The sequence below is a fragment of the Denitratimonas tolerans genome (assembly GCF_037203605.1).
Taxonomy (GTDB): domain Bacteria; phylum Pseudomonadota; class Gammaproteobacteria; order Xanthomonadales; family Xanthomonadaceae; genus Denitratimonas; species Denitratimonas tolerans.
In genome coordinates this window covers 40,039-66,606 of sequence record NZ_JBBDHC010000011.1, presented here as the reverse complement: position 1 = coordinate 66,606, position 26,568 = coordinate 40,039, and the positions used below count along the sequence as shown (strand labels likewise).

Below are 26,568 nucleotides of genomic sequence, written 5' to 3'. Positions count from 1 at the left end.
CCGGGTCCGTGACCCCTGCGAACGCCCTCGGGCGAGTGATCGATCTTCTGCGCGGACCGGCCGGCGGCGGCGTGCTGCTGGTGCTGTGTGCGGCGGCGGCGATGGTTGTCGCCAACAGTCCCTGGCGCGAAGCCTACTTCGCGCTGCTCGGCTATCCGCTCGGGCTGGGCAGCGGCGCGATGCGGCTGGAGCTGTCGGCGCTGCTGTGGATCAACGATGCGCTGATGGCGCTGTTCTTTCTGCTGGTGGCGCTGGAGATCAAGCGCGAGATGGTGGTGGGGCAACTGCGTACCCGCGCCCAGCTGATGCTGCCCCTGCTGTGCGCGATCGGCGGCATGGCGGTGCCTGCGGCGATCTACGCCGGCTTCAATTTCGGCGACAGCGAAGCGATCCACGGCTGGGCCATTCCCTCGGCCACCGACATCGCCTTCGCGCTGGGCATCCTCGCGCTGCTGGGCAGCCGCGTGCCGCTCGGACTCAAGGTGCTGCTCTCGGCCATCGCGGTGCTCGACGATCTGGGTGCCATCGTGGTGATCGCGCTGTTCTACACCGACAAGCTTCGGATCGCGCTGCTGCTGGCCGCGCTCGGCGTGCTGGGGCTCATGTACCTGCTCAACCTGTTCGGTCTGGCGCGTACCTGGCTGTTGCTGGCGCTGGGCGCGGTGCTGTGGGTGCTGGTGTTCAACTCCGGCGTGCACGCGACGCTGGCGGGCGTGGCGACCGGCCTGATGATCCCGCTGCATGATCGCACCCGGCCGCAGCGCGGGCCGCTGGAGCGACTCGAACGCCAGTTTCATCCCTGGGTGACCTGGCTGATCCTGCCGCTGTTCGCTTTCGCCAATGCCGGCGTCGATCTGGCCGGGGTGACCCTGGAAATGGGCCTGCACCCGGTGCCGCTGGGTATCGCGATGGGCCTGGTGGTCGGCAAGCCGATCGGTATCGGCGGTGCAGCCTGGCTGGCGCGCCGCGCGGGCCTGGCGGCGTGGCCGGCGGGCGTGCGCGGTGACGCCTTGCTCGGCATGGCGATGCTGTGCGGCATCGGCTTCACCATGAGCCTGTTCATCGGCGGCCTGTCGTTTGCGCCCGGCAGCGAAGCCGCGCACATCCATCGACTGGGCATCCTCGGCGGTTCCACCCTCGCTGCCATTTTTGGCAGCTTCTGGCTGCGGCGCTGCCTGCGCCCGGTGGAGCCGGTCTGATGCGCGCACTGGTGCTCGGTGCGACCGGACAGATCGGGCGGTTCCTGCTGCCCGAGCTTCTCGCCCAGGGGTTCGTGATCGAGGCGGTTTCGCGCCAGGCGCAACCCGCACGCGAAGGCGTCACCTGGAGCCGCTTCGATCTTTACGCCGGCGGCGATGCGGCGACGGCACCGGATGTCGTGTTCAGCACCGGGCCACTCGACGGCCTGCTCGCCTGGCTCGGGCGCACGCGGCACCGGCCCGAGCGCATCGTCGCCTTCAGCTCCACCAGCGCGGAAACCAAGCGGGACTCGCCCGATGCGGGCGAGCGCGAACTGGCCGCCAACCTGGCGCGCGCCGAGGCGGCGCTCGAAGCCTTCTGCGAGGCACGCCGCATCGGCTGGACCATCCTGCGACCGACCCTGGTCTACGGCTGCGGCCTGGACGCCAACCTGAGCCGCATCGCCGCGCTGGCCCGGCGCTGGCGCGTGGTGCCGCTTTCCATCGACGCCGTCGGCCTGCGCCAGCCCGTGCATGCGCAGGATCTGGCGGCTTGCGCAGTCCGCGCAGCGATGCGTCCACAAAGTGCGCAACGGCACTATGACCTTGGCGGCGGAGAAGCACTTTCGTATCGGGAAATGGTGCAGCGCACCGTGGCGTGCATCCGGCCGCGGGGCTACCTTGTGCTGCTGCCCGCCTGGCTGTTCGATGGCCTGATGCAGACGGTCTCGCGGTTTCATGCCATGTCGGGAGCGGGGCGCGGCGTGGTGGAGCGGATGCGGCGCGACATGGTGTTCGACAACGCTGCCGCGGCGCGTGATCTGGACTGGAACCCGCGGCCCTACCGGCCGGGCGCGGCGGATTTTCCGAACGCCTGATGCCCGCGTGATGGTGCGTCGCATCATGCGAACTCTTCGGTACCGTACGCCACAGCATTGCTAAGAGCTGAACGCGATACCTATGATAGGACCGCGTTGCGTCCATCCCCGGTTGCCGAAGGAACCCAGAACATGCCACCCAGGATCACCCTGACCTTGGCGCTGTCCTCGCTGCTGCTCGCCGCCTGTGGCGGTTCCAGCAACAGCGACCGCGCCGTGCCGACTTCACCCTCGAACAACAACAACGGCAACCCCGTCACCGGCGTGCTGACCGCGCGCTTCGACCCCACCAACGCGGTGCTGCCGCTGCCGAACAACCTGCTGCTGTCGGGCACCACCGACCTCACGCTGAACCCGCCGGTGGCCAATCCGAACAACTATGGCGATCCGACCGTGGCGATCGGCACGCTGGACGGCTGGAGCACGGTGGGTCCGATGTCCACCAGCTTCAACGCCAAGCCGGACGTGGCGTCGGTGGTTCCGGGACAGAGCGTGCGCATCTTCGAAGTCTCGCTGACCGGACCCGGCGGTGGCACCACCAACATCGTGCGCGAACTCGCCGGCGGTGCCGAATTCGTCACCGCGCTGGCACCCAGCGATGCCAGCGGACGCACCCTGGCCATCATCCCCACCAAGCCGCTGCAGCAGCTCACTTCCTATCTGGTGGTGCTGACCGACGGCATCCGCGATGCCGGCGGCAACGACGCCACGCCCGACCAGACCTATTTCCTCTCCAAGCGCGCCTCGCCGCTGTGCGTCGGCGGCCAGAGCACCGAGCCCCTGCTGCCTGCGGCCACGGCCTGCGCGCTGGAGCCGCTGCGCCAGCTCACCAACTCGCACCTGGCGGTGGCCAATGCCGCCGGCATCGCGCGCGATGACGTGGTGCTGAGCTGGGTCTTCACCACCCAGAGCATCACCCCGGTGATGCAGGCGGTGCGCTCGGTGACAGAGCCCGGTCAGGTGCAGTTGGCGAACAGCGGCCTGACCACGGCGGCTGCGGGCCTGCCGCCGATTGCCGACATCCATATCGGCACGCTGACCGTGCCCTATTACCTCTCGGCGCCGAGCAGCGCCAACCCGACCGCGCCGCTGACTGCCTTCTGGAAGGCTGCGCCCGGTGCCTACGTGCCGCCCTTCAACGCTGCGGGCCTGAGCCCGGCGTCGACCAACATCACCTTCGCCAACCCGTTCCCGGTCAAGACCAGCGACGTCACGATTCCGGTGCTGGCCACGATCCCGAACGCGGCGTCGGGTCGCAGCAGGCCGGACAGCGGCTGGCCGGTGGTGATCTTCCAGCATGGCATCACCGGCAACCGCACCCACGCGCTGGCGGTGTCGGCCACGCTGGCGGCGCAGGGCTTCGCGGTAGTCGCCATCGACCTGCCGTTGCACGGCCTGCCGCCGGAAAGCCCGTTCGCGATCGGCAACACGCCATTCGGCGCGGTCGCCTCGGAGCGCACCTTCAACGTCGACTACGTCGACAACGGCACCGGCGCACCCGGGCCGGACGGCGCTCCGGATGCCTCCGGCACGCATTTCATCAATCTTGCCTCGCTCCTGACCTCGCGTGACAACCTGCGCCAGGCGGTGGCCGATCTCTTCGTGCTGACCGCGTCGATCCCGCGGATTGACCTCGACGGCAACGGCACGGGGGATTTCGATTCCTCCAACATCCAGTTCGTCGGCCTGTCGCTGGGCGCGATGGTCGGCACCTCGTTCCTGGCGCTGGAGCCCAACGTCAACGTCGGCCTGCTGTCGGCACCGGGCGGCGGAATCGCGCGCCTGCTCGACGGCTCCGCCTCGTTCGGTCCGCGCATCCGCGCCGGTCTGGCCGCGTCGGGCGTGCAGGCCGGAACCCCGACCTACGACAGCTTCATGGGTGCGGCCCAGCAGGTGATCGACGCCATCGATCCGATCAACTATGGCTACGCCTCGGCGCAGAACGCCATCCTCCTGCACGAGATCGTCGGCGGCGGCTCCAACCTGCCCGATCAGGTCGTTCCCAACAGCGTGCCTGGCGCGCCGCTCGCGGGCACCGATCCGCTGATCCGCGCGCTGGGCCTTACCACCCTCACCCAGACCACGCAGGCCGCCAACGGCATCCGCGGCGTGGTGCGTTTCACCGCAGGCGAACACGCTTCGCTGATCAGCCCGACGGCACCGGCGGTCACTGCCGAAATGCAGGGCCAGATGGCCAGCCTGCTGGTCAGCGGTGGCGCTGCGGTACTGATCCAAGACACTTCCGTCATCCGCGCGCAGTAAGCCAGGAGCTCTCCCATGATCCCTATGCACAAGACCTCCCGCGCGGCACGCACGCCTCTGGCGCTGGCCATCGCCGGTGCCATCGCGATGGCGCTCCAGCCGGCCGCGGCCTTCGACTTCAGCCGAGGTGAACTTTCCGGCTCGCTCGACACCATCGTGTCCTTCGGTGCTTCCTGGCGTGCCGAGGACCCATCCGAAGATCTGCTGGCCAAGTCCTATATCGATCCGACCATCGTCGCCCAGATCAGCGCACTCACCGCCGCCGGCCGCTACCTGGACGCCCAGGCGCTGCAGGTCGCGGCGAATGGCCGCTTCTCGGCCAACCGCGATGACGGCAACATCAAGTACGAGAAGGGCGACGTGATTTCCAATGCGCTCAAGCTCACCTCGGAACTATCGCTCAACTGGCGCGACTCCGGTGCGTTTGCCCGCGCCACGTACTTCTACGACTTCGAGAACGCCGACCGCAGCGACCTCACTCGCGAGGCCAAGGACCTGATCGGCGAACGCTTCCGCCTGCTGGATGCCTTCGTCTACCACAACTTCAGCTACGGCGAGGCCGGCACCGGCACGGTGCGCCTGGGTCGCCAGGTGGTGAGCTGGGGCGAGAGCACCTTCATCCAGAACGGCATCAATGTCATCAACCCGTTCGACCTGTCCGCCCTGCGCGTGGCCGGTGCGGAGCTGAAGGAAGCCTACCTGCCGGTCGATTCGATCTGGGCCTCGTTCTCCCTCACCGAAAAGCTCTCGCTCGAAGCGCTTTACCTGTTCGAGTTCGAGGAAGTGGAAATCGACGCCTCGGGCACCTACTTTTCCGCCAACGACTTCGCCTCGCCGGGTGGCGAGTACGTGATGCTGAACTTCGGCACCGTGCCGCAGCCGGTCAACAACCCCTCGCTGTACCGCAGCACCTGTTACAACGGTACCGCGGGCTACGCCAACAGCGACCTGTTTGCCGACTACAGCGCGCGTTACGGCGCGGCGACCGCCATGCAGCTGATCGGTGCCGGCTGCGCGGCGGCCTTTCCGCGCAGCCCCAACAACAACGCCAAGGACAGCGGCCAGTACGGTGCCGCGCTGCGCTACTACTCCGACTGGTTCAACGGCACCGAGTTCGGCCTCTACTACCTGCGCTACCACAGCCGCCTGCCGCTCATTTCGGGCATCTCGGTCGTCAACACCGCGCCCAACTCGGGCAGCTATTTCCTCGAGTATCCGGAAGGCATCGACCTCTACGGCCTGTCCTGGAGCACTTCGCTGCCCGGCGGCATCGCCTTCCAGGGCGAGCTGAGCTACCGGCCGAACATGCCGCTGCAGGTGGATGACGTGGAGCTGCTGTTCGCCGGCCTGACCCCGCTCAACGCGGTGATCCCGCAGCCGGCGCTGCGTTTCTCCAGCCAGCTGGGCGAGTACGGGCCCGGCGAGTACATCCGCGGCTGGGAAAAGCACAAGGTCAGCCAGATCCAGTCGACCTTCACCAAGATGTTCGGCCCGGGCAACTTCCTGGGTGCCGACCAGATCGCCGTGGTGGGCGAAATCGGTGCCACCAACGTCTGGGATTTCCCGGATGCGTCCCAGCTGCGTTACGAGGGCGAAGGCACCGATACCGGCGGCGGCTATGCCATCGATACGGGCTACCTGCGCAATCCGGCCAGGACTGCGGGCGGCTTCCCCACGGCCTTCAGCTGGGGCTATCGCGTAGCGGCACGCGCCGAGTACCCCGGTGCCTTCGGCGGCTCCATCAACCTGGCACCGCGCATCGCCTTCAACCACGACGTCAACGGTACCACCCCGGGTCCCGGCGGCAACTTCCTGGAGGGGCGCAAATCGGGCACGCTGGGCGTCGAGGCGAGCTACATGCAGCGCTGGAGCCTCGACTTGAGCTATACCATTTTCAGCGGCGGCAAGCCTTACAACCAGATCTACGACCGCGATTTCTACTCGCTCGTGGCCAAATACTCGTTCTGATCGCAGCCCAAGGAGTGCACACATGACCTTCCGTACCCGTACCACCTTGGCTGTCGTCGTTGGCATGGCGTTTGCTACCGGCAGCGTGTTCGCGGCCGTGGACGCCGGCCAGGCGGGCAAGCTGGGCAAGGAACTCACGCCGATCGGCGCGACCAAGGCCGGCAATGCCGCAGGAACCATTCCGGCATGGGAAGGCGGCATCACCAGCCCGCCGGCCAACTACGTCCAGGGCAAGTTCCACCCCGATCCCTTCGCCGCGGACAAGCCGCTATTCTCGATCACCCAGGCCAACTACAAGGAACATGCCGATCAGCTGACCGAAGGCCAGAAGAGCATGTTCGCGAAGTACGCGACGTTCCGGATGGATGTCTATCCGACGCGCCGCTCGGCCTCGTTTCCCAAGCGCACTTACGAGTACACCATCAAGAACGCCACTACGGCCAGGCTGAGCGAGGACCTCAACGGCGTGCTCGACGCCGCCGAGGGCATCCCGTTCCCGATTCCGCAGAATGGTTCCGAAATCATCTGGAACCACAAGATGAAGTACAAGGGCATCAGCGCCGCGCGCTGGACCAACCTCGCCCCGGTGACCGCCGGTGGCCAGTTCAACATGGTCAAGATCCGCGAGGAGTTCATGGGGCTGTACTACAAGCCCGGCAACACCATCGCCGACATCAACAACGTGCTGCTCTACTTTTACCAGTCGGTGGAAGCGCCGGCGCGCCTCGCCGGCCAGGTGCTGCTGGTGCACGAAAGCCTCAACCAGGCGATCCAGCCGCGCAAGGCGTGGGTGTACAACCCCGGCCAGCGCCGCGTGCGCTTGGCACCCAACGTGGCCTACGACAACCCCGGAACGGCCTCCGACGGTCTGCGCACCTCGGACATGACCGACATGTTCAACGGCTCGCTGGACCGCTACGACTTCAAGCTCGTCGGCAAGCAGGAAATGTACGTTCCCTACAACTCGTACCGGCTGAAGAGTTCCGGTGCCAAGCTGTCGGAGATCATCAAGCGCAACCACATCAACCCGGACTACCTGCGCTACGAGCTGCACCGGGTCTGGGTGGTGGACGCCACGCTCAAGCCGGGCAAGCGCCACATCAATCCTCGCCGCACCTTCTACGTGGACGAGGACAGCTGGCAGATCCTGGTACTGGACCACTACAACGCCCAGGGCCAGGTGTGGCGCTACTCGGAGGCACCGGCGATCAACTACTACGAAGTGCCGGTGTTCTGGACCGCGATGGAAAACAGCCACGACCTGCAGTCCGGCCGCTACCTCGCCACCGGCGTGGACAACGAGGACTCCCCTGCGGACTTCTCGTTCCAGTCCTCGCTCGAGAACTTCACTCCGCAGGCGCTGCGTACCCGCGGCGTGCGTTGATCCATCCGCAGTCTCCGTCCCGTCAGCCGTGTCCGCAAGGCGCGGCTGACGGCGTTTGTACGGCGGGTAAAACCGTGAATCGGCCCCTTGCCTGCCGCGTACCAGTAGCGGCACCATGCGATCAGGGCCGATGCCGGCAGGACCGGCACGGCGAATGCCCAGGGGAGGGTTGTCCATGCAAGTGATCCGAATCGTCTCGCGGCGCGTCGCGCTGGCCGTGCTCGGCGTCAGCCTGGCGGCGTCGGCATCGGCCGCCGAGCCCTTGCACAGCGAAATGATGCCGCTCGCGGTCAGCCGGGGCCTGATCCTTGACCTGGCTGAGGCGGCTTCGCGCGCCGTGGCCGTGGGAGATCGCGGCCAGATTCTCGTGTCCGAGAGCCGCACCGAATGGCGCCAGGTCGCCGACGTGCCCACCCGCGCCACGCTGACGGCGGTGGCAGCCGTGGGCGATGCGGTCTGGGCCGTCGGGCACGACGGCACCATCCTCGCCAGCCGCGATGGCGGCCTGAGCTGGGTGCTGCAGCGCGAAGACGTGCTCGACACCGGTCCCGATGCGGCGTTCGATCCGCGCCAGGGCGTGCCGCTGCTCGATATCCTCATGCTCGACGCCGACCGCGGGTTTGCCGTCGGTGCCTATTCGCAGCTGTTGCGCACCACCGATGGCGGTGCGTCGTGGCAGTTCGTATCCACCGCATCCGATGCTCCCGAAGCCGATCCCGTGGATCAGGGCGGGGCGGTAGGAGACGAAGACAACTGGACGCTGTCCGATGCGGATCTGGCCATGGGCGATGTGAGCGACCCACACTTCAACGCCATCGCCCGCACCGGCAGCGGCGCGCTCCTGATCGTGGGCGAGCGCGGCTCGGCATTCCGCTCGCGCGATGGTGGCGACACCTGGGAGCGCACCGAGCTGCCCTACGGCGGCTCGATGTTCGGCCTTATCGGCTACGAGGGTGAGCATGCGCTCGCGTTCGGCATGCGCGGCAACGTGTTCGAGACCCACGACCTGGGCGAGAGCTGGAGTGCCATCGAGACCGGCACCGATCTGAGCCTGATGGGCGGCGCGGCGCGGGGCGAGGGCGGCTTCGTGCTAGTGGGCGCGAACGGCATCGTTGTCCTGCGTGACGGGGCAGGCGAGGCCGTCACCAATCAGGTCTATGCCAACGCGGCGCATGAAACCCCGGTTCTGGCGGCGGTTCTCGCGCGCGCCAACCGCAGTCTGGTGGTATCCGGTGACAAGGGCGTGGACCAGTTTGCGCCACGCAGGCAATAAGCAGGGGAGCAAGCAATCATGGCGCATGGCGGCAACGTGGAAGCAGGCCCGATCACCCGGGCGCTGGAAAGCCTCATCTTTGGCGCGCGGCCGGTGGTGCTGGCGATATTCACCATCGTCACGGTCATCGCGCTGGTCCTGGCCAGCCAGCTGCGCGTGGACGCGGGATTCAAGAAACAGATCCCGCTGGAACACGAGTACATGCAGACCTTCCTCGACTACGAGGCGGACTTCGGCGGTGCCAACCGCGTGCTGGTCGCGCTGATGGCGCGCGATGGCCAGGACATGTTCACGCCGGGGTTCTTCACCGCGCTGGAGGGCCTCACCTCCGAGGTCATGGCGATCGACGCCACCGACAACGCCCGGGTGCGCTCGCTCTTCACCCCCAACGTGCGTTTCGTGGAGGTGGTGGAAGACGGTTTCGCCGGCGGCAACGTCATTCCCAACGAATTCAGTGCCGAGCACGCGACGGACGAGAGCTTCGAGACCATCCGCAGCAACATCGTCAAGGCCGGCATCGTCGGCCGCCTGGTCGCCAAGGACTGGTCCGGCGCGATGATCTGGGCCGACCTCATCCCGGAAAGCGAGGTCAACAAGATCGACTACCAGGACATCGCCGCCCAGTTCGAGGCGCTGCGCGGCAAGTACGAGGCCCAGGGCTATGACGTGCGCATCATCGGCTTTGCCAAGATGGTCGGCGACATCAGCGACGGCGCGCGTTCGGTGATCCTCTTCTTTTTCCTGACCGTGGCCTTCACCTGGCTGCTGCTGTTCCTGTATTCGACCTCGGCCAAGCTCGCGAGCCTGACCGTGTTCGCCTCCCTCGTCGCGGTGGTCTGGATGCTCGGCGCGCTGCGCCTCATGGGCTTCGGCATCGACCCGATGAACATGCTCACGCCCTTCCTCATCTTCGCCATCGCGGTTTCGCACGGCGAGCAGATGATCAACCGATTCCGCGGCGAGCTGTTCTTCGGCGGCCTGGAAGACGGCACCGTCGACGAGTTGCGCCAGCGCCAGGGCGTGGATTCACTCACCGCCGCGCGCGCCGCCTTCCGCATGCTGCTCATCCCCGGTGCCGTGGCCCTCATCGCCGGCTGCATCGGCTTTGCCACCATCCTGATGATCCCGATCCGGATCATCTTCGAGCTGGCCATCACTGCCACCGTGGGCGTGGCCCTCACGCTCCTGACCGATCTCATCCTGCTGCCGGTGCTGCTGTCCTATACCCGCCTGCGCAACATGGAGCGCAAGCGCGAGTACCGCCTGCGCCAGCTCACCCGCTTCGACGTGATCTGGGCCTTCCTCACCCGCTTCAGCAAGCCCATCCCGGCCGCCATCATCATCCTGATCGGCGTGACGACCTGGTGGTTCGCCGAGGACTATGGCGACAAGGTGATGGTCGGCGATGCCCAGGAAGGCGTGGCCGAGCTGCGCCCCGAGGCGCGCTACAACCAGGACGCGCGCGCCATCACCGAAAAATTTGCGCTCGGCGTGGACATCCTCAACGTCATCGTGGAAGGCCGCCCGGACGCCTGCACCATGAGCTATCCCACCATGGAACTGGTGGACCGCTTCGCCTGGCACCTGACCAACGTGCCGGGCGTGCAGCAGGTCATCACCCTGCCCATGGCCGCCAAGCTGGTCAACGCGGGCTGGAACGATGGCGCGATCAAGTGGCGCGTGCTGCCGCGCGATTCGGATTCGCTGCGCCTGGCCACGCAGGGCTTCGAGACCGATTCGGGCCTGCTCAACTCCGACTGCTCGGCGATGCCGGTCACCGCCTTCCTGTCCGACCACCGCGCCGAAACCATCGACCGCGTCGTTGCCTCCGTCAAGGATTTCCGCGAGGCGAACGGTGCCTGGCACGAAGGCGTGAACCTGCGCGAGCAGCTTGCCGCCGAGGCGCAGAAGGCCGAGGAAGCGGGCGAAGCCTTCACCAGCGATGCGGTCAACCTGCGCCTTGCCACCGGCAACATCGGCGTGATGGCCGCCACCAACGACACCGTGCGCGCGGTCGAGCAGCACATGCTGCTGTTCCTCTACGCCGCCGTGTTCCTGATGTGCCTGATCAGCTTCCGCAATCCGCTGGCGGCGCTGTGCATCGTGCTGCCGCTGGTGCTGGTGACCGAGCTGGGCCACTCGCTCATGGTCGAGCTCGACATCGGCATGAAGGTCAACACGCTTACCGTGGTGGCGCTGGGCGTGGGTATCGGCGTGGACTATGCGATCTACATCTTCGCCCGCATGCGCGAATCGCTGCGCCAGGGCAAGACCGTGTCCGAGTCCTACTTCATCGCGCTCAAGACCACCGGCATCGCGATTTTCTACACCGCGCTGACGCTGGCCGTGGGCGTGGCCATGTGGATCTTCTCGGATCTGAAATTCCAGGCCGACATGGGCGTGATGCTGACCTTCATGTTCGTGGTCAACATGATCGCCGCGATCATCTTCTTGCCGGCCCTGTGCCGCTGGCTGCTGCGCCCGTTCGAGAAGGACACCTTCAAGCCGCAGCTTTGAGCACCGCAGACGGCACAGACCCATCGCCGCGCGTTCGCGCCCCCGCCCACGGCGCGGGGGCGCGACGGCACTGACGTGGCCGGTTCAGGCCGCCGCGTCGCCCGCCAGCCGCGCCAGCAGCGACGCCAGCAGCGCCGGAAGCTGCGCGTTGGCGGCGGCGAGGTTGGCGAACACGTCCTCAAGGCTGATCTCCTTGCCGTCGTCGCAGCCGGCGGCCCAGTTCGCCACCGGTGCCAGGCAGGCGTAATCGAGTTTCAGCTCGCGCGCCAGCGCGGCCTCGGGCATGCCGGTCATGCCGACGAGGTCGCAGCCGTCGCGCCGCATCCGCGCGATCTCGGCGCGGGTTTCAAAGCGCGGGCCGTTGGTCGCGCCGTAGCAGGCTCCATCCACCAGCGCCACGCCGGCGTCGCCGCCGGCATCGAGCAGCGCGTTGCGGATCCGCGCGCCGTAGGGCTCGCTGAATTCGACGTGGCGCATTTCGCCGGCGCCGTCCCAGTAGCTGGCGACGCGGCCGTGGGTGTAGTCGATGAGCTGATCGGGGACCACCAGTGCGCGCGGCGCACAGGCGGTCGTGATGCCGCCGACGGTGTTGATCGCAAGCACGGCCTGCGGGCCAAACTCGGCCAGCGCGTGCAGGTTGGCGCGGTAGTTGACCCGGTGCGGCGGCAGCGCGTGGCTTTCGCCGTGGCGGGCGAGGAACGCGACGGAGTAGCCGCAGAGCCGCCCGACGCGGATCGGGCCGGAAGGCTCGCCCCACGGCGTTGCGGCTTCAATCGTGCGTTCCGGCGTGAAGCCGGGCAGCGCATACAGTCCGCTGCCGCCGATGACCGCCAGCGCGATCGGCCCGCCGCTCATATCGCGTAGATGCCCGGCAGGTTGCGGCCCTGTTCGTAGTAGTCCATGCCGAAGCCGAAGACATAGCGATCCGGCAATTCCACGCCGACGTAGTCGGCGCTGATGCCCGGCACGCGGCGGTCGTGAAGTTTGCTGGTCAGCACCGCGATGCGCACTTCCTTCGCGCCTTCGCGAAGGCAGGCGTCGCGCACCGCCACCAGCGTCTGTCCCTCGTCGAGGATGTCGTCGACCAGCAGCACGCGCCGGTCCAGCATCGGCACCTGCGGATGGCGCAGCCAGCTGAGCCCGGTGCCGCGCGTCTTGCCGCGGTAGCGGGTGGCGTGCAGGTAGTCGAACTCCAGGTCGGTCCTGATCTCGAGCGCCAGCAGCGATGCGAACAGCATGCCGCCGTGCATCACGGTGAGGAACAGCGGACGGTCGCCGGCGTAGTCGGTGTCGATCTGCCGCGCCATGCGCGCGATTTCGCGTTCGAGCGTGGCGCGATCGAACAGCAGGTCGGCGGTGGGCAGGGCGTCGGAAAGCTTGGGGGGAGTGGACATTGGCTTGGCGGCTCTTGCAAGAAACCTTCTCCCCTCGGGAGAAGGTGCCCGGAGGGCGGATGAGGGTACGAACGAAGCGTGACAGCAAAGCCTTGCAGCGAGACTCGGGCACGCGCTTCGGTCGCGCCCTCACCCTCTCCCGGCCAGGAGACGGGCTATGCCGTCTGCATTATGCCAAGCGCGGCGCGCGCATCGGACCAGCGCGCGTCGGCCAGCAGCGACGTCCAATCCATCGCGGGCTTTCCCGCCATCGATGCCAGCGCATCGGGGCGCATGTCCCGCGCGCGCATCGCCGCCAGCGCATCGGGCACCAGCGCCGGCGCGCACACCAGCACGCTGTCGCAGCCGGCATCGTAATGGGCGTGCAGCCGCGCCGCGATGCCGCCGGCGGATTCGGCCGCCGCCATGCCGATGTCGTCGCTGAAGACCACCCCGCCGAACTTCAGGGTTTCGCGCAGGTACGCGATCCAGCGGCGCGAGTAGCCGGCCGGGTCCGCATCCACTGCGGGATAGCTGACGTGGGCCATCATCACCGCTTCGGCACCGGCGGAAATTCCGCTGCGGAAGGGCAGCAGGTCCTCGGCTTCCAGCGCCTGCAGCGGGCGTGGATCGGTCGCGGCATCGAAGTGGGTGTCTTCCAGCACCGAGCCGTGGCCGGGAAAGTGCTTGAGCGTGGCCGCCATGCCGGCCGCGTGCATGCCCTGCACGTAGGCGGCGGCAAGGTTGGCCGTCACGCCGGGCGCGAGGTGGAAGGCGCGCTCGCCGATGGCGCGGTTGCCGCGCTTGAGGTCCACCACCGGCGCAAAGCTGAGGTCCAGCCCGATGGCGCGGATTTCCGCCGCCATCAGCCAGGCATGGGTGCGCGCGGCCTCCATCGCGCCGGCGGCGTCCGTATCGAACTGCGTCCCGAAGCGCGCCAGCGCCGGCAGCGCGGAAAACCCCTCGCGGAAGCGCTGCACCGGACCGCCTTCCTGATCCACGCACAGCAGAAGCGGGCGCGGCGCGGCCTCGCGCAGCGCCGCGCACAGCTCGCCGACCTGCGCGCGCGAAGCGAAATTGCGGGAGAACAGGATCACCCCGCCCACGCCCGGATGCGCCAGCCAGTCGCGCCCGGCGGCGTCGAGTCCGGTACCGGCAATGCCGATCACGAGCACGGGTGGCGCTCCTTCTGCGTCCACTGCGAATACGGCCGCTCGGCCAGGGTCAGGTTGTAGTAGCGCAGCTGGTCGGTGACTTCCGGGCCCACCCATTCGGGCCTTTCGAAGGCCTCATCCAGCGCCGCAAGCTCGATCTCGGCCACGACCAGCCCGGCGTTTTCGCCGCCGAACTCGTCGATCTCCCACAGGTGCCCGGCGTGGTGCACGTGGTGGCGCGTCTTTTCGATCCGCCCGCCCACGCACAGCGCCAGCAGCGCCTCGGCATCGGCCAGCGGCACGGGATAGTCGAACTCCTGCCGCCACGCGCCCAGCTCGCGCGATTTGATGTTGAGCGCCGCCGATTCCCCCGCGATGCGCACCCGAATCGAGACGTTCTGCGCACCCTCGCGCAGCGCCCGTGCGTCGTTGAGATAGCCCTGCGCCATGCGCTGGCTGTACGAGGCACGCGCACGCCAGGCGTCGCTTGCGGGCAGGAACTTGCGCTCGATTTCGATGGACATCCAGAACCTCAGCCTTCCCGCGTCGAACGCGCGCTCGCGTCCTGCCCGCCGACGGTGACGCGGGTTGCCACGCGCTACGACTAGCGAGGCAAAGGGCACCCATTCTGGTGGCGCCTCACCCTCGCATCAACCCTTCTCGAACAGCGCGATCGACTCCACGTGTGCGGTGTGCGGGAACATGTCCATCACACCGGCCGCCGCGAGCCGGTAGCCATGATCGCGCACCAGGAGGCCGGCGTCGCGCGCCAGCGAGCCGGGGTGGCAGGAGACGTAGACGATGCGGCCGATCCCGTCGAGCGGAATCTGTGCGATGGTGGCATCGGCACCGGTGCGCGGCGGGTCGAGCAGCAGCGCATCGAACCCTTGGCGCAGCCACGGCGCATTGCGCAGGTCGCCGACCAGGTCGGCGGCGTGGAAGTCGACGTTGCCGATGCCGTTGCGCCGCGCATTCTCGTGCGCGCGCCGCACCAGTCCGGCGTCACCTTCCACGCCTACTGCCTGGGCGCAGCGGCGCGCCAGCGGCAGGGTGAAGTTGCCCAGGCCGCAGAAGAGATCGAGCACGCGCTCGTGCGGCGCGGGATCGAGCAGGGAGAGCGCGTGGTCGATCATGCGCTGGTTCATCGCGCCGTTGACCTGGATGAAATCGAGCGGGCGAAAGGCGTAATCCACGCCGTGGGCGGGAAGCGCGAAATGCAACTCCTCCGCGCCGCCGTCGATCGGCACCACGGTATCGTTGCCGCCCGGCTGCAGGAAGATCGCGAAACCTTCGCGCTCGCCGAAGGCCACCAGCCGCGCGCGGTCCTCATCGGACAGCGGCTGGAGGTTGCGGAACACCAGCGCGGTGCGGTCGTCGCCGGCGGCGATCTCGATCTGCGGAATCTGCGCGCGCGCGTCCATCGCATCGACCAGTTCGGCGATGGCCGCGACGCGGCTGCCGACGCCCTCGACCAGCACCTCGCAGCGCGAAACGTCCGCGATGAAGCGCGGATCGGCGGCTTCGCGGAAGCCGGCCAGCACGCGGCCCTTCTTCGGCACGAACTTGACGCCGAGCCGGGCCTTGCGCCGGTAGTTCCACGGCTCGCCCACCAGCGGTTCGAGCCAGCGCTCGGGCCGTACCTGGCCGATGCGCTCGAAGTTCTCGGCCAGCGTGTGCTGCTTGGCCGCGACCTGCGCCTGCGGGGCCAGATGCTGCAGGACGCAGCCGCCGCACACGCCAAAGTGCGCGCAGCGGGGCGTGACGCGATGTGGCGAGGCGGCAAGCACCTCGATGGTGCCGCCTTCGTCGAACTGTTTGCGCGAAACGCGGACCTGGGCGCGGACCTTTTCACCCGGCAGCGCGCCGGTCACGAAGACGGCCTTGCCCTCGTGACGCGCGACGCCGCGGCCATCGTGGCTCAGGTCGGTGATGTCGAGCTCAAGCTCGACGAACTGCTGGGGACGGCGCGTTCTGGACACGGGCGGGCACGATGCGAGGCGGGCGGGAGCCGGGCATTCTCGCAGATTCGGCCGTGCGGGCTGACAACGCGGCCGCAGGCATGGACAATGCGCGCTCTTCTTTGCGCCTGTCGTACTTGGGGAAAGGCCAGGTGAGGGGCGAACGGCGAAGCGGCGATGACTCTCTGCTGCCGCGGCTGAAAAAGCCCCCTCACCCCAACCCTCTCCCCCGCCGCAGGCCGGGGAGAGGGAGCACGGAAGCGCGCCGGCCCGAACGGTGCGTTGCGGCAGGAATATCCGGATGGGTGGCCGAGCGGTTTAAGGCACCGGTCTTGAAAACCGGCGTAGTGGCGACACTACCGTGGGTTCGAATCCCACCCCATCCGCCACCTGCGGTGGCTCTGCCAAAGTGATTCCCGGCCATCGCGCTTGCAGGCGCGATGGCGTTCACAGGCTCGCAGCTTCCGCTGCTCGAAAGCCCTGTTCACCCCATCCGCCAGCTTTTTCAGCCGGCGCTCGCCACCGGCGGCAGCACCAGTTCGGCCGCCACGGCCAGGTGGTCGGAGGACAGGTCCGCCAGCGCCCAGCGGCGTTCGACGCCGACCTCGCCCGAGACCAGGATATGGTCGATGGCGCGACGCGGCTGCCACCTCGGGAACGACAGAATGCGCTCGTCGGGCGGGCGCAGCTGGGTGTGGCGATAGAGCGACAGCATCTCGGGCGAATCGGATTCGCAGTTGAAGTCGCCCATCAGCACCTTGTGCCCCGGGCCGGTCAGGAGTTCGCCGAGGAACGCGGCCTGCGCGGTGCGCGCGCGCAGGGAGAGCGAGAGGTGGGCGATGGCGATGGTCAGCGAATCCGCGCCGTGGCCGTAGCGCACCACGAGCGCGCCGCGGCCGGGAATGCGGCTGGGAAGGGCGTAATCGACCACTTCATCGGGCTGGTCCCGGCACAGCAGGCCGTTGGCGCTGGCCGCGACGCCGGCCAGACGGCGGTTGGGCTGGTGGCTCCAGTACGGGAAGCCGGCGCGTTCGGCCAGGTAGTGGGTCTGGTTGACGAAGCCCGAGCGCAGCGAGCCGGCATCGGCTTCCTGCAGGCCCACGAGGTCGAAGCCGGAGACCTGATCGGCCAGCACGTCGAGGTTGTCGCGCTTGCGCCGGCTCGGCAGCACGTGGTTCCACGAACCGGTGACGTACTCGCGATAGCTGTTGGTGGCGTGGCCGGCCTGGATGTTGGCGCTGAGCAGCGACAGGCGCCGCGACTCGGATCGCGGCGCAGCAGGATGCGATGACGGCTTCAGGGTCATGTTGCCGAACTGGGGCCGGTGCGCACGGGCTTCAAGCCGGGCCGGATTCGCGCTTCAGGCCGCGGCCGGCTTGCGCGCGGCGCGCTCGCGGGCGATCAGCCGGTCGACGATCTCCAGCATGCCCTTGAAGCCGCCCCGATCCTGCGGCGGCGCCATGACGCGGTACTTGCCGGCGACGACCATGGTCGGCGTGCCCTCGATGTTCCAGGCCGCGGCGCGCTCGCGCGCGGTGGCGACCTTGGCGTTCACCGGGAAGCTGTCGAGGGTGGACAGGAACTGCGCCTTGTCCACGCCGTGCTCGGCGTAGAAGTCGGCCAGATCCTCGATCTTGCTGACGGGGCGGCGCTCGGTGTGCAGCGCTTCGAACAGGGCGTCGTGGGTCTTGTCGAGTGCGCCCATGGTTTCGGCGGTGTAGTAGACCCGCGCGTAGACCTCCCAGACGCCACCGAAGGCCGCCGGCAGGTATTCGAACTTCACGTCGTCCGCCAGCGTCTTCTTCCACTGGCTGACCAGCGGCTGGAAGTGGGCGCAGTGCGAGCAGGAATAGCCGAACACCTCCACCACCTCGATCGCGTCGGCGCTGGTCTCGGTGGCCGGCGTGATGAGGGTGTAGTCGCGCCCTTCGACCGGATCGGTGGACTGGGCGTACGCCGCGCCGGCAAACGCCGCGGTGAGAAGTACAAGAGCCGCCATCTGGCCGCTTCGGCGCATGAAACGCTGCAACATCGGGAATCTCCCTGCCTTGAAGAAAGAGCCGAAGACGTCGGCCCGAAGTGGTGTCTAGACTACCGCGCGCGGCGAAGGTTCCGCACCCGCCGGGCGGAACGTCGATTCAGGAACCCCCAGACGACGATCCCCGCGCGCGGCGGGGATCGTCTGGTACCCGGCGGGCGAGGCGGGCGCGATCAGCGCGCCGCCGCCTGCTGTTGGGCGATTTCACGCTGCGCCAGCCAGCGCGCGGTCTGCAGCATGCCCTCGTGGCCGCGATCGCCGGTCGGCGGCACGCGGTACTTGCCCGCCACGACCAGGGTCGGCGTGCTTTCCACGCCCCAGCGCACCAGGGTCTTCTGGCTGCGCGAGATCTGGGTGTTGACGGCGAACGAGGCCGCCGTGGCCTTGAACGCCTCGGCATCGACGCCCAGTTCGGCGTAGAGCTTGGCGATGTCGTCGATCTTCCCGGCCCCGAGGCGCTGCTGTTCGGCCAGTGCCTTGAACATGCCGGCCTGGGTCTGCTCGAGCATGCCCATCGCCTGCGCGGCGTAGAAGCCGCGCGCGATCGGCTCGAACGCGCCGTGCGACATCGGGGCCTGGACGAAATTCACCTGCGGCGGAAGCGAGGCCTCCCAGGCCGGGAGCAGGGTCTGCAGGCGCGCGCAGTGGATGCAGGTGTAGGAAAACACCTCGGCGATCTCGACTTTGCCCGGAACCGAGGTCAGCGTCTGCGGCGGATCGATGGGCTGGTAGTCCGTGCCCAGGCGCGGCTCGGGGCCTTCCGGCACGACCGGCACGACCGGCTGCGCCGGTGCGGCGTCGGCCACAGCCGCCTGCGGCGGGGCGGATGGCGCGTCAGGCGTGGCCTCGACGGCGTCTGCTTCGGCTGCGGCGGCTTGCGTCGGCGCGGCGTCGGCGGGCACTGCGGCGGGAGTTGCTTCAGCCGGTGCTTCGGCCGGTGCGGCGGGCGCGCTGGCGGCAGGGGTTGACGCGGCGGGCGGATTCGGCGCGGAGCTTTCGCCACCGCAGGCGGCCAGCGCCAGCAGGCCCAGCGCGATCAGCCCGCGCGTGGCGACGACGTTCAGGCGGCTCATTGGGCTGCCACGTCGGCAGCGGCGTGCAGACCTTCGATGTAGCTGGCCAGCGCCTGGACCTCCTGGTCGGTCAGCTGCCGGGCCACGTCCACCATGACCGTGTTGGCGTTGTCGCCCGCGCCCCAGGCCACGCCGGAGCGGAACGATTCGAGCTGCTTGACGGTGTAGGTCGCGTGCTGGCCGCCGAGCGCCGGATAGCCGCTGAGCGGATTGCCCTGGCCGCTCGGGCCATGGCAGGACAGGCAGGCCGGGATGCCGCGCGGGGTATCTCCGCCGCGATACAGCGCCTGGCCGACCTCGTAGAAGGAACGCCCATCGTCCAGCTTGCTGTCGTCGGCGATGCCGGCCGTGATGGTGAGCGTGGCGTAGTAGGCACCCAGGTCGCGCATGTCCTGCGGGGTGAGCCCGGCCGACATGCCGAGCATGACCGGATCCACGCGGGTGCCGTCCTGGAACATGGCGAGCTGGCGCGCGGCATAGGCCTCGTGCTGCCCGGCGAGCTTGGGATACATCGGGATCATGGAGTTGCCGTCCATGCCGTGGCAGGCCGCGCAAACCGCCGACTTGGCCTCGCCTGCCGCCGCGTCGCCGGGCAGGGCCGGGCCGTGTGCGTCGGTCAGCACCTCGGCCGGGGCCGGTTCGGCCTCGGGCGCGGCGGTGACTTCCGCGGGCGTGGCGGTGTCCTGTGCGGACGCGGTGAATGCCAGACCCAGGCCGAGGGCCAGCGCGACGACCATGCCACAATAGCAACGCAGGTTCATGTGTGTGCTCCGCAAAGAAGTGTGTTCCGGTCTGCGCGTCGGGACGCTGCTGCCCGGGGATCGGGCGCGTTGCGGTCGCCGCCTGCGGGCGGCAACCTTCGCGATCCGGGCAAGCGACAGCGGGTGCTCCACCCGACGACGCAGAAACGCAGGAATTATTCCAGTCGGCCGGTAGCCGGTCAAACCAGAGACGATCCTTAGATGTCCCCACCCAACCTGCTGCGCACCGCGCACTACCTCAAAAGCGTGCACGAACTTCACCAGTTGCCGCCGGACGACAGCCGCGAGGTGGCGATCGCCGGTCGCTCCAACGCCGGTAAATCCAGCGCAATCAACGCCATTTGCGACCAGAACGGCCTGGCCCGCACCAGCAAGACCCCCGGCCGCACCCAGCAGCTGGTGTATTTCCAGGTGGCCCCGCAGCGCTATCTGGTCGACTTGCCCGGCTACGGCTACGCCAAGGTGCCGCCTGGTCTGCGCGACCACTGGCGCGGCCTGATCGAGGCCTACTTCCGCACCCGCGCCAGCCTTCAAGGCCTGATGGTGGTGATGGACGTGCGCCACCCGCTGCGCGATTTCGACCGGCAGATGCTCGAATACGGCACCGCGCGCGGCCTGGCCTGCCACTGCCTTTTGACCAAGGCCGACAAGCTGCCGCGCGGGCAGGCGGCGCGCGCCCTGCAGGAAACCCGGCGCGCGGTTGCGCCGGGCGTGGCGGTGCAGCTGTTCTCCGCGACCTCGCACCAGGGCGTGGACGAGGCGCGCGCGACGCTCACCGGCTGGCTGGCGCTGGGTGACGCGGGCGCGTGATCCGCGGCCGGCGTCGGTGCTGCATTGCACAAGCGCCGCCGCGCGCCGAACCACGCCCCAGGCCGGTTTGACGCGAGTGCTCGCCACCCGCCATCCTCGCGCCTTCATTGCGCCAGCCGTCGGCTGGTTGCGTCCCGTTCACGTATCGATCCGGAGCCCGGCCCATGAGCTCGACCCCAACCCCGGCGACCGGCGACTCCGCCCAGGCGTCGCTGCCCGCATTCCCGCAAATGCTCGGCCATCCGCGCCCGCTGTGGATGCTGTTCATGACCGAATTCTGGGAACGCTTTGCGTTCTACGGCATGCGCTGGGCGCTGGCGCTGTACATCGTGGCGCAGTTCTACGCCGGCGACAGCGCGGGTGAAGCGCCGGCAAGCCGGCTCTACGGCGCGTATCTGGCCCTGGTCTATGCGGCCGCGCTGTTCGGCGGCTACGTCGCCGATCGCGTGATCGGCTACCAGCGCTCGATCCTGCTGGGTGCCATCATCATGGCCGCCGGTCTGTTCATGATCGTCATGCCCAACGAACAGGTCTTCAAGCTGGGTCTGGCCACGATCATCGCCGGCAACGGCCTGTTCAAGCCGAACATCTCGACCATGGTCGGCAAACTGTACGCCACCGGCGACGAGCGCCGCGATTCCGGTTTCACCCTTTTCTACATGGGCATCAACGCCGGTGCCCTGATCGCGCCGATCCTGACCGGCTGGCTGGCCGAGCGCATGTTCGGCGGCTCGCCCGACATGCCGGCGTACAAGGTGGTGTTCATCGCCTCGGGCATCGGCATGCTGATCAGCCTGGTGTGGTTCTGGTTCGGCCGCAGGCAGCTGGCGGGCATCGGCCGTCCGGCGGAAGGCAGCGGCGGCATCCAGCGGGTGGTGTTCACCCTGCTGGGCACGCTGGCGACGATCCCGGTGATCTATTTCCTGCTCGCCATCGACGCCAGCCAGCTGCAGTGGCTCCTGACCGCGCTGTTCGTGGCGCTGTGCGTGCTGATCCTGCGCGAAGGATTCCGCGACGGCGCGGTGCGGCGCGACATGGCCATCGCGATGCTGATCATCTTCGCCTTCAACGTGCTGTTCTGGATCTTCTTCGAACAGGCCGGCAGCTCGTTCAACTTCCTCGCGCAGAACATCGTCAACCGCGACTTCGGCGGCTGGATCTTCCCGGTCGGCTGGTTCCAGTCGGTCAACTCGCTGGCGATCATCACCCTGGCCCCGGTCGTCGCGTGGATCTGGGTGAAGCTGGGGCGGCACAACCCGTCGATTCCGCGCAAGTTCGGCCTCGGGATCATCTTCAACGGCCTGGCCTTCCTGCTGCTGATGATCGCGCTGTCGAGCATGGTCGATCCGCAGACCCTGAAGATCCCGTTCTGGACGCTGTTCATGGTCTACGTGATCCAGTCCATCGGCGAGCTGTGCCTGTCGCCGATCGGCCTGTCGATGGTGACCAAGCTGGCGCCGGTGCGCCTGGTCGGCTTCGGCATGGGCGGCTGGTTCCTTTCCACCGCGATCGGCAACAACCTCTCGGGCATCTTCGCCAGCCACGTCAGCGGCGAAGGCGGCATGAGCGTGGAATCGGCCCTGTCCGGCTACACCTTCGGCTTCTGGGTGCTGCTCGGCTCCGGCGTGTTCCTCTTCCTGATCGCGCCGCTGATCCAGAAGCTCATGCACGGCGTGAAGTGAAGACAGGATGTCTTCATCCCGTGCAGGCCACGGATGGCCACTGGCAGACCATCGATGACTTCGGAAACGGCGGCTCTGGCCGCCGTTTCCGTCTGCGCATTCCCGCGACGATGAGCGCCGCGATCGGCGCGCGGGCCGCGGACCGGCCTTGGCGTCAGTCGTCCGCCGGCTCGGGCGAGGGCGCGAGCACATCGAGCAGGCGCACCAGCCAGCGCTGTTCCTCCCGGCTCAGGCGCGCCAGCAGGCGGCGTTCGTGCTCGATCGCCAGCGGCACGATCTCGTCGTGCACGCGGCGCCCGGCCGCGCTCAGTCGCAGGCGCGAGGCGCGCCGGTCTTCGCGCGCCGTGGCGCGCAGGACGAAGCCGCGCTCGACCAGCGCGGAGAGCGCGCGGCTGACCGCGACCTTGTCCATCGCGGTGCGCTCGGCGACGTCACGCGCGGCCAGACCGTCGTGCCGGCCCAGGATCGCCATGACCCGCCACTGCGTCACCGAAAGCCCGAAGCGTTCTTCGTAGTCGGCGGCGATCGCCTGGCTGATGGTGTTGGATGCCACCGACATGCGATAGGGAAGAAAGTTGGCGAAGTCGAGTGCGGGGCGATGGGGCATGGTGCGTTGCCGATTGCAAATGGTTTCAGTTGAAACTATAAAGGCGAATACTTGGCCGGACAATCGCGGCCTCGTCCACTCCAGGAGAATCCCATGAGCGCCCAACCCGACGCCGGCATGAAGCCGGTCACCTTCGAGAACCCCATGGGCATCGACGGCTTCGAGTTCGTCGAGTATGCCGCGCCCGCCGGCCAGGCTGGGCTTTTGCACGACTACTTCAGGAAGCTCGGCTTCGTGCAGGTTGCGCGGCACAAGTCCCGCCCGATCCACACCTATCGGCAGGGCGACTGCACCTTCCTGATCAACGAGGATCCCGACTCCTTCGCGGCGCGTTTCGCCGCCCAGCACGGCCCCTCGGCCTGCGGTTTTGCGATCCGCTTCAGCAAGCTGGCCGAGTGGGTGCGGGTGCAGGCGCTCAAGAACGGTGCCGAAGCCTTCGACGCGAAGGACGAGTTGTCCAAGGCCGTGGCTGCGCCGGTGATCAAGGGCATCGGCGGCTGCATGCTCTACCTGGTGGACCGCTACGACGCCAAGGGCACCATCCATGATCCGGACTACGAGTACCTGCCGGGCGTGGAGCTCATGCCCAAGGGCTTCGGCCTGACCTTCATCGACCACCTCACCCACAACCTCTTCGAGGGGAACATGGCGAAGTGGTCGGACTACTACGAGCGCCTGTTCAACTTCCGCGAGATCCGCTATTTCGACATCAAGGGCGCCAAGACCGGCCTCCTGTCCAAGGCCATGACCGCGCCCGACGGCCTGGTGCGCATCCCGCTCAACGAGTCCTCCGATCCCAAGAGCCAGATCAACGAGTACCTCAACGAGTACAAGGGCGAAGGCATCCAGCACATCGCCTGCTTCACCGACGACATCTATGAAACCGTGGAGAAGATGAAGGCGGCCGGCATCGCCTTCCTCGACACGCCCGACGCCTATTTCGACTACGTCGACGAGCGCATTCCCGGCCACGGCGAAGACCTGCCGCGGCTGCGCAGGAACAGCATCCTCATCGACGCCGATCCGGAGACGAAAAAGCGCCTGCTGCTGCAGATCTTCACCCAGAACGCGCTCGGTCCGATCTTCTTCGAGATCATCCAGCGCAAGGGCAACGAGGGCTTCGGCGAGGGCAACTTCCAGGCGCTGTTCGAATCGATCGAGCGCGACCAGATGCGGCGCGGCGTGCTGTAAACATGAGCCCCTCTCCCGCTGGGGCAAACAGGGCTTTCGAGCGGCGCAGCCGCGAGCCTGCGAGCGCCCGCCGGCATGCAAGCCGGTGGGCCGGGGCGCGGGTTTGAAGATCGTGGAGAGGTTGAAGATGTCACACGCCAATACCTACATGACCGGCTTCGGCAACGAATTCGCCACCGAGGCGCTGGCCGGCACGCTGCCGGTCGGGCGCAACTCGCCCCAGCGCGTGGCGCACGGGCTCTACGCCGAGCAGCTCACCGGCACCGCCTTCACCGCGCCGCGCGCGGCGAACCGGCGCAGCTGGCTGTACCGAATCCGCCCGGCGGCAGTGCACGGAAGGTTCGAGCCGTTCTCCCAGCCTGCGTTCCACAGCGACTTCGGCACCGGGCCGGTGACGCCGGAAAAGCTGCGCTGGAGCCCGCTGCCGCTGCCACAGGCACCCACCGACTTCATCGAAGGCCTCTACACCATGGCCGGCAACGGCGGGCCGGTGGCCGGCACCGGCGTCGGCATCCATCTTTATGCGGCCAACCGCGACATGCAGGGCCGCTGGTTCTGCAACGCCGATGCGGAAATGCTTTTCGTGCCGCAGCTGGGCCGGCTGCGGCTTGAAACCGAGCTGGGCATCGTCGAAATCGAGCCGCAGGAGATCGCCCTGGTGCCGCGCGGGGTGCGGTTCCGCGTGGCGCTGCCGGACGGGCAGGCGCGCGGCTATGTCTGCGAGAACTTCGGCGCGCTGCTGCGCCTGCCGGACCTGGGTCCCATCGGCAGCAACGGCCTGGCCAATCCGCGCGATTTCCTCTATCCGGTGGCGGCCTACGAGGACGTGGAAGGCGAATTCGAGCTGCTGACCAAGTTCCAGGGCCACCTGTGGCGCGCGCCGATCAGCCACTCGCCGCTGGACGTCGTCGGCTGGCACGGCAACTACGCGCCCTGCAAGTACGACCTGCGCCGTTTCAACGTGATCGGCTCGATCAGCTTCGATCATCCGGACCCGTCGATTTTCCTGGTGCTGTACTCGCCCAGCGATACGCCCGGCACCAGCAATCTCGACTTCGCGATCTTCCCGCCGCGCATCCTCGCCATGCAGGACACCTTCCGCCCGGCCTGGTTCCACCGCAACATCGCCAGCGAATTCATGGGCCTGGTGCACGGTGTGTACGATGCCAAGGCGGAAGGCTTCGCGCCCGGCGGCTGCTCGCTGCACAACTGCATGACCGGGCACGGGCCGGACGCGGCCACCTTCGAGAAGGCCAGCCGCGCCGATACCTCCCGGCCCGACTACGTCACCGATACCATGGCCATCATGTTCGAGACCCGCGCGGTGATCCGGCCGGTGGCGCAGGCGCTGCAGGCACCGCACCGCCAGACGGACTATCCGGACGTGTGGATGGGCCTGGCGCGGCACTTCAGCGGCGGCTGATCCGCCCTTTCCGCTTCAGAACGAGTCTTGCCGATGAAACTAGCTTCGCTTCGTGAGGGCGGCCGCGACGGCACCCTGATCGTGGTCTCGCGCGACCTGTCGCGCGCCGTGGCCGTGCCCGACATCGCGGCGACGCTGCAGGCCGCACTCGACGACTGGGCGCGCACGGCACCGCGGCTGGCGACCGTGGCCGAGGCGATCGAAGCGCCGAACGTGGCGACGATCAACGGCATGGACGTGTTCGCACTCGATCCTGCCGCGCTGGCCGCGCCGCTGCCGCGCGCCTACGAATTCGTCGATGGTTCGGCCTACCTGCCGCACGTGGCGCGCGTGCGGCGCGCACGCGGCGCGGAAGTGCCGGAGAGCTTCTACGTCGATCCGCTGATGTATCAGGCCACCAGCGCCGGGTTTCTCGGTCCGCGCGATCCGGTGAAGGTGCCGAGCGAGGACATGGGCATCGACCTGGAGGCCGAGGTCATTGTCGTCACCGACGACGTGCCGATGGGCGTCACGCCCGAAGCCGCGGCCGGCCACATCGTGCTGGTCGGACTGGTCAACGACGTTTCGCTGCGCAACCTGATTCCGGCCGAGCTAGCCAAGGGCTTCGGCTTCCTGCAGTCCAAGCCGCGCTCGGCGCTGTCGCCGGTGTTCGTCACGCCCGACGAGCTGGGCCCGGACTGGCGCGACTCCACGCTGCACCGGCCGCTGGTCACGCACATCAACGGCGCATGGTTCGGCGCGCCCGAGGCCGGCGTGGACATGCAGTTCAATTTTGCCCGGCTCGTGGCCCACGCCGCCCGCACCCGCCCGCTGACGGCCGGCACCCTGGTCGGCTCGGGTACGGTCGCCAACGAGGACACTTCGCTGGGTGCCTCGTGCTTTGCCGAGAAGCGCACCGTGGAAACGCTCGAACACGGCGCACCGATCACGCCCTTCATGAAGGACGGCGACACCGTGCGGATCGAGATGTTCGACCGCGAGGGCCACAGCATCTTCGGCGCCATCGAGCAGCGCATTGCCGTCTGATCCCGTCGCGCG

General features: G+C 68.0%; 22 protein-coding genes and 1 tRNA gene. 13 read left to right on the top strand and 10 right to left on the bottom strand.

Annotated features, from left to right (window positions below; genetic code table 11):
* The first annotated feature begins 8 nt into the window (after positions 1–8).
* From nhaA to WB794_RS08730, 7 genes are all read left to right on the top strand, one after another.
* The gene (gene nhaA, locus WB794_RS08760) at positions 9–1,199 is read left to right on the top strand and encodes a Na+/H+ antiporter NhaA (RefSeq protein ID WP_337335475.1); all 1,191 of its coding nucleotides are present in this window, start codon (positions 9–11) and stop codon (positions 1,197–1,199) included.
* Positions 1,199–2,056: an SDR family oxidoreductase gene (locus WB794_RS08755; RefSeq protein WP_337335474.1), complete on the top strand. Its 858-nt coding sequence runs from the start codon at positions 1,199–1,201 to the stop codon at positions 2,054–2,056. The genes nhaA and WB794_RS08755 overlap by 1 nt, the downstream gene beginning before the upstream one ends.
* 132 nt (positions 2,057–2,188) lie before the next feature.
* Positions 2,189–4,318 (top strand): alpha/beta hydrolase, encoded by a 2,130-nt coding sequence (locus WB794_RS08750; protein WP_337335473.1) that lies wholly within the window; start codon positions 2,189–2,191, stop codon positions 4,316–4,318.
* 15 nt (positions 4,319–4,333) lie between these two features.
* Positions 4,334–6,286 (top strand): DUF1302 domain-containing protein, encoded by a 1,953-nt coding sequence (locus WB794_RS08745; RefSeq protein ID WP_337335472.1) that lies wholly within the window; start codon positions 4,334–4,336, stop codon positions 6,284–6,286.
* A gap of 22 nt (positions 6,287–6,308) precedes the next feature.
* Entirely contained in the window at positions 6,309–7,670 is a 1,362-nt protein-coding gene (locus WB794_RS08740; protein ID WP_337335471.1) for a DUF1329 domain-containing protein, read from the top strand.
* A 175-nt stretch (positions 7,671–7,845) separates the two neighbouring features.
* Positions 7,846–8,943, top strand: a complete 1,098-nt coding sequence (locus WB794_RS08735) for a WD40/YVTN/BNR-like repeat-containing protein (protein ID WP_337335470.1) — start codon at positions 7,846–7,848, stop codon at positions 8,941–8,943.
* 18 nt (positions 8,944–8,961) lie between these two features.
* The gene (locus WB794_RS08730) at positions 8,962–11,460 is read left to right on the top strand and encodes an efflux RND transporter permease subunit (protein ID WP_337335469.1); all 2,499 of its coding nucleotides are present in this window, start codon (positions 8,962–8,964) and stop codon (positions 11,458–11,460) included.
* Between the two features lie 84 nt (positions 11,461–11,544).
* Here WB794_RS08730 and WB794_RS08725 read toward each other — a convergent pair whose 3' ends face one another.
* The 5 genes from WB794_RS08725 to rlmD form a co-directional block, all read right to left on the bottom strand.
* Positions 11,545–12,315: an S-methyl-5'-thioinosine phosphorylase gene (locus tag WB794_RS08725; protein WP_337335468.1), complete on the bottom strand. Its 771-nt coding sequence runs from the start codon at positions 12,313–12,315 to the stop codon at positions 11,545–11,547.
* Positions 12,312–12,854, bottom strand: a complete 543-nt coding sequence (locus WB794_RS08720; protein WP_337335467.1) for a hypoxanthine-guanine phosphoribosyltransferase — start codon at positions 12,852–12,854, stop codon at positions 12,312–12,314. The genes WB794_RS08725 and WB794_RS08720 overlap by 4 nt, the downstream gene beginning before the upstream one ends.
* Positions 12,855–13,009: 155 nt before the next feature.
* Positions 13,010–14,008, bottom strand: a complete 999-nt coding sequence (gene nagZ / locus WB794_RS08715) for a beta-N-acetylhexosaminidase (protein WP_337335466.1) — start codon at positions 14,006–14,008, stop codon at positions 13,010–13,012.
* A complete protein-coding gene (locus WB794_RS08710) occupies positions 13,999–14,511 on the bottom strand; it encodes a CYTH domain-containing protein (RefSeq protein WP_337335465.1) in 513 nt (170 codons plus the stop codon). Before WB794_RS08710 ends, nagZ begins: the two co-directional genes overlap by 10 nt.
* A gap of 126 nt (positions 14,512–14,637) precedes the next feature.
* A complete protein-coding gene (rlmD, locus tag WB794_RS08705) occupies positions 14,638–15,966 on the bottom strand; it encodes a 23S rRNA (uracil(1939)-C(5))-methyltransferase RlmD (RefSeq protein WP_337335464.1) in 1,329 nt (442 codons plus the stop codon).
* Positions 15,967–16,244: 278 nt separating this feature from the next.
* Between rlmD and WB794_RS08700 the strand changes: the two genes are divergently transcribed.
* A tRNA-Ser gene (locus WB794_RS08700) sits at positions 16,245–16,334 on the top strand.
* Between the two features lie 116 nt (positions 16,335–16,450).
* On the opposite strand, the gene WB794_RS08695 is transcribed toward WB794_RS08700, so the two are convergent.
* The 4 genes from WB794_RS08695 to WB794_RS08680 form a co-directional block, all read right to left on the bottom strand.
* Positions 16,451–17,191 (bottom strand): endonuclease/exonuclease/phosphatase family protein, encoded by a 741-nt coding sequence (locus WB794_RS08695; protein WP_337335518.1) that lies wholly within the window; start codon positions 17,189–17,191, stop codon positions 16,451–16,453.
* 114 nt (positions 17,192–17,305) lie between these two features.
* Positions 17,306–17,944, bottom strand: coding sequence for a thiol:disulfide interchange protein DsbA/DsbL (locus WB794_RS08690; RefSeq protein ID WP_337335463.1), 639 nt, complete (start codon positions 17,942–17,944; stop codon positions 17,306–17,308).
* Positions 17,945–18,156: 212 nt separating this feature from the next.
* The gene (locus WB794_RS08685) at positions 18,157–19,056 is read right to left on the bottom strand and encodes a thiol:disulfide interchange protein DsbA/DsbL (protein ID WP_337335462.1); all 900 of its coding nucleotides are present in this window, start codon (positions 19,054–19,056) and stop codon (positions 18,157–18,159) included.
* On the bottom strand, positions 19,053–19,817 hold the full coding sequence (locus WB794_RS08680; RefSeq protein WP_337335461.1) for a c-type cytochrome: 765 nt from the start codon (positions 19,815–19,817) through the stop codon (positions 19,053–19,055). Before WB794_RS08680 ends, WB794_RS08685 begins: the two co-directional genes overlap by 4 nt.
* A 201-nt stretch (positions 19,818–20,018) precedes the next feature.
* On the opposite strand from WB794_RS08680, the gene yihA reads away from it, so the two are divergent.
* A complete protein-coding gene (gene yihA, locus WB794_RS08675) occupies positions 20,019–20,627 on the top strand; it encodes a ribosome biogenesis GTP-binding protein YihA/YsxC (RefSeq protein WP_337335460.1) in 609 nt (202 codons plus the stop codon).
* Positions 20,628–20,791: 164 nt separating this feature from the next.
* Complete coding sequence (locus tag WB794_RS08670) at positions 20,792–22,309, top strand: peptide MFS transporter (RefSeq protein ID WP_337335459.1); 1,518 nt, start codon at positions 20,792–20,794, stop codon at positions 22,307–22,309.
* A 154-nt stretch (positions 22,310–22,463) separates the two neighbouring features.
* Here WB794_RS08670 and WB794_RS08665 read toward each other — a convergent pair whose 3' ends face one another.
* On the bottom strand, positions 22,464–22,916 hold the full coding sequence (locus WB794_RS08665; RefSeq protein ID WP_337335458.1) for a MarR family winged helix-turn-helix transcriptional regulator: 453 nt from the start codon (positions 22,914–22,916) through the stop codon (positions 22,464–22,466).
* A 93-nt stretch (positions 22,917–23,009) separates the two neighbouring features.
* On the opposite strand from WB794_RS08665, the gene hppD reads away from it, so the two are divergent.
* From hppD to WB794_RS08650, 3 genes are all read left to right on the top strand, one after another.
* Positions 23,010–24,107 carry a 4-hydroxyphenylpyruvate dioxygenase gene (hppD, locus tag WB794_RS08660; RefSeq protein WP_337335457.1) on the top strand — a complete coding sequence of 366 codons (1,098 nt, stop codon included), beginning with the start codon at positions 23,010–23,012 and terminating at the stop codon, positions 24,105–24,107.
* A gap of 127 nt (positions 24,108–24,234) precedes the next feature.
* A complete protein-coding gene (gene hmgA / locus WB794_RS08655; RefSeq protein ID WP_337335456.1) occupies positions 24,235–25,530 on the top strand; it encodes a homogentisate 1,2-dioxygenase in 1,296 nt (431 codons plus the stop codon).
* Between the two features lie 33 nt (positions 25,531–25,563).
* Positions 25,564–26,556 (top strand): fumarylacetoacetate hydrolase family protein, encoded by a 993-nt coding sequence (locus WB794_RS08650; RefSeq protein ID WP_337335455.1) that lies wholly within the window; start codon positions 25,564–25,566, stop codon positions 26,554–26,556.
* Positions 26,557–26,568: the final 12 nt, after the last annotated feature.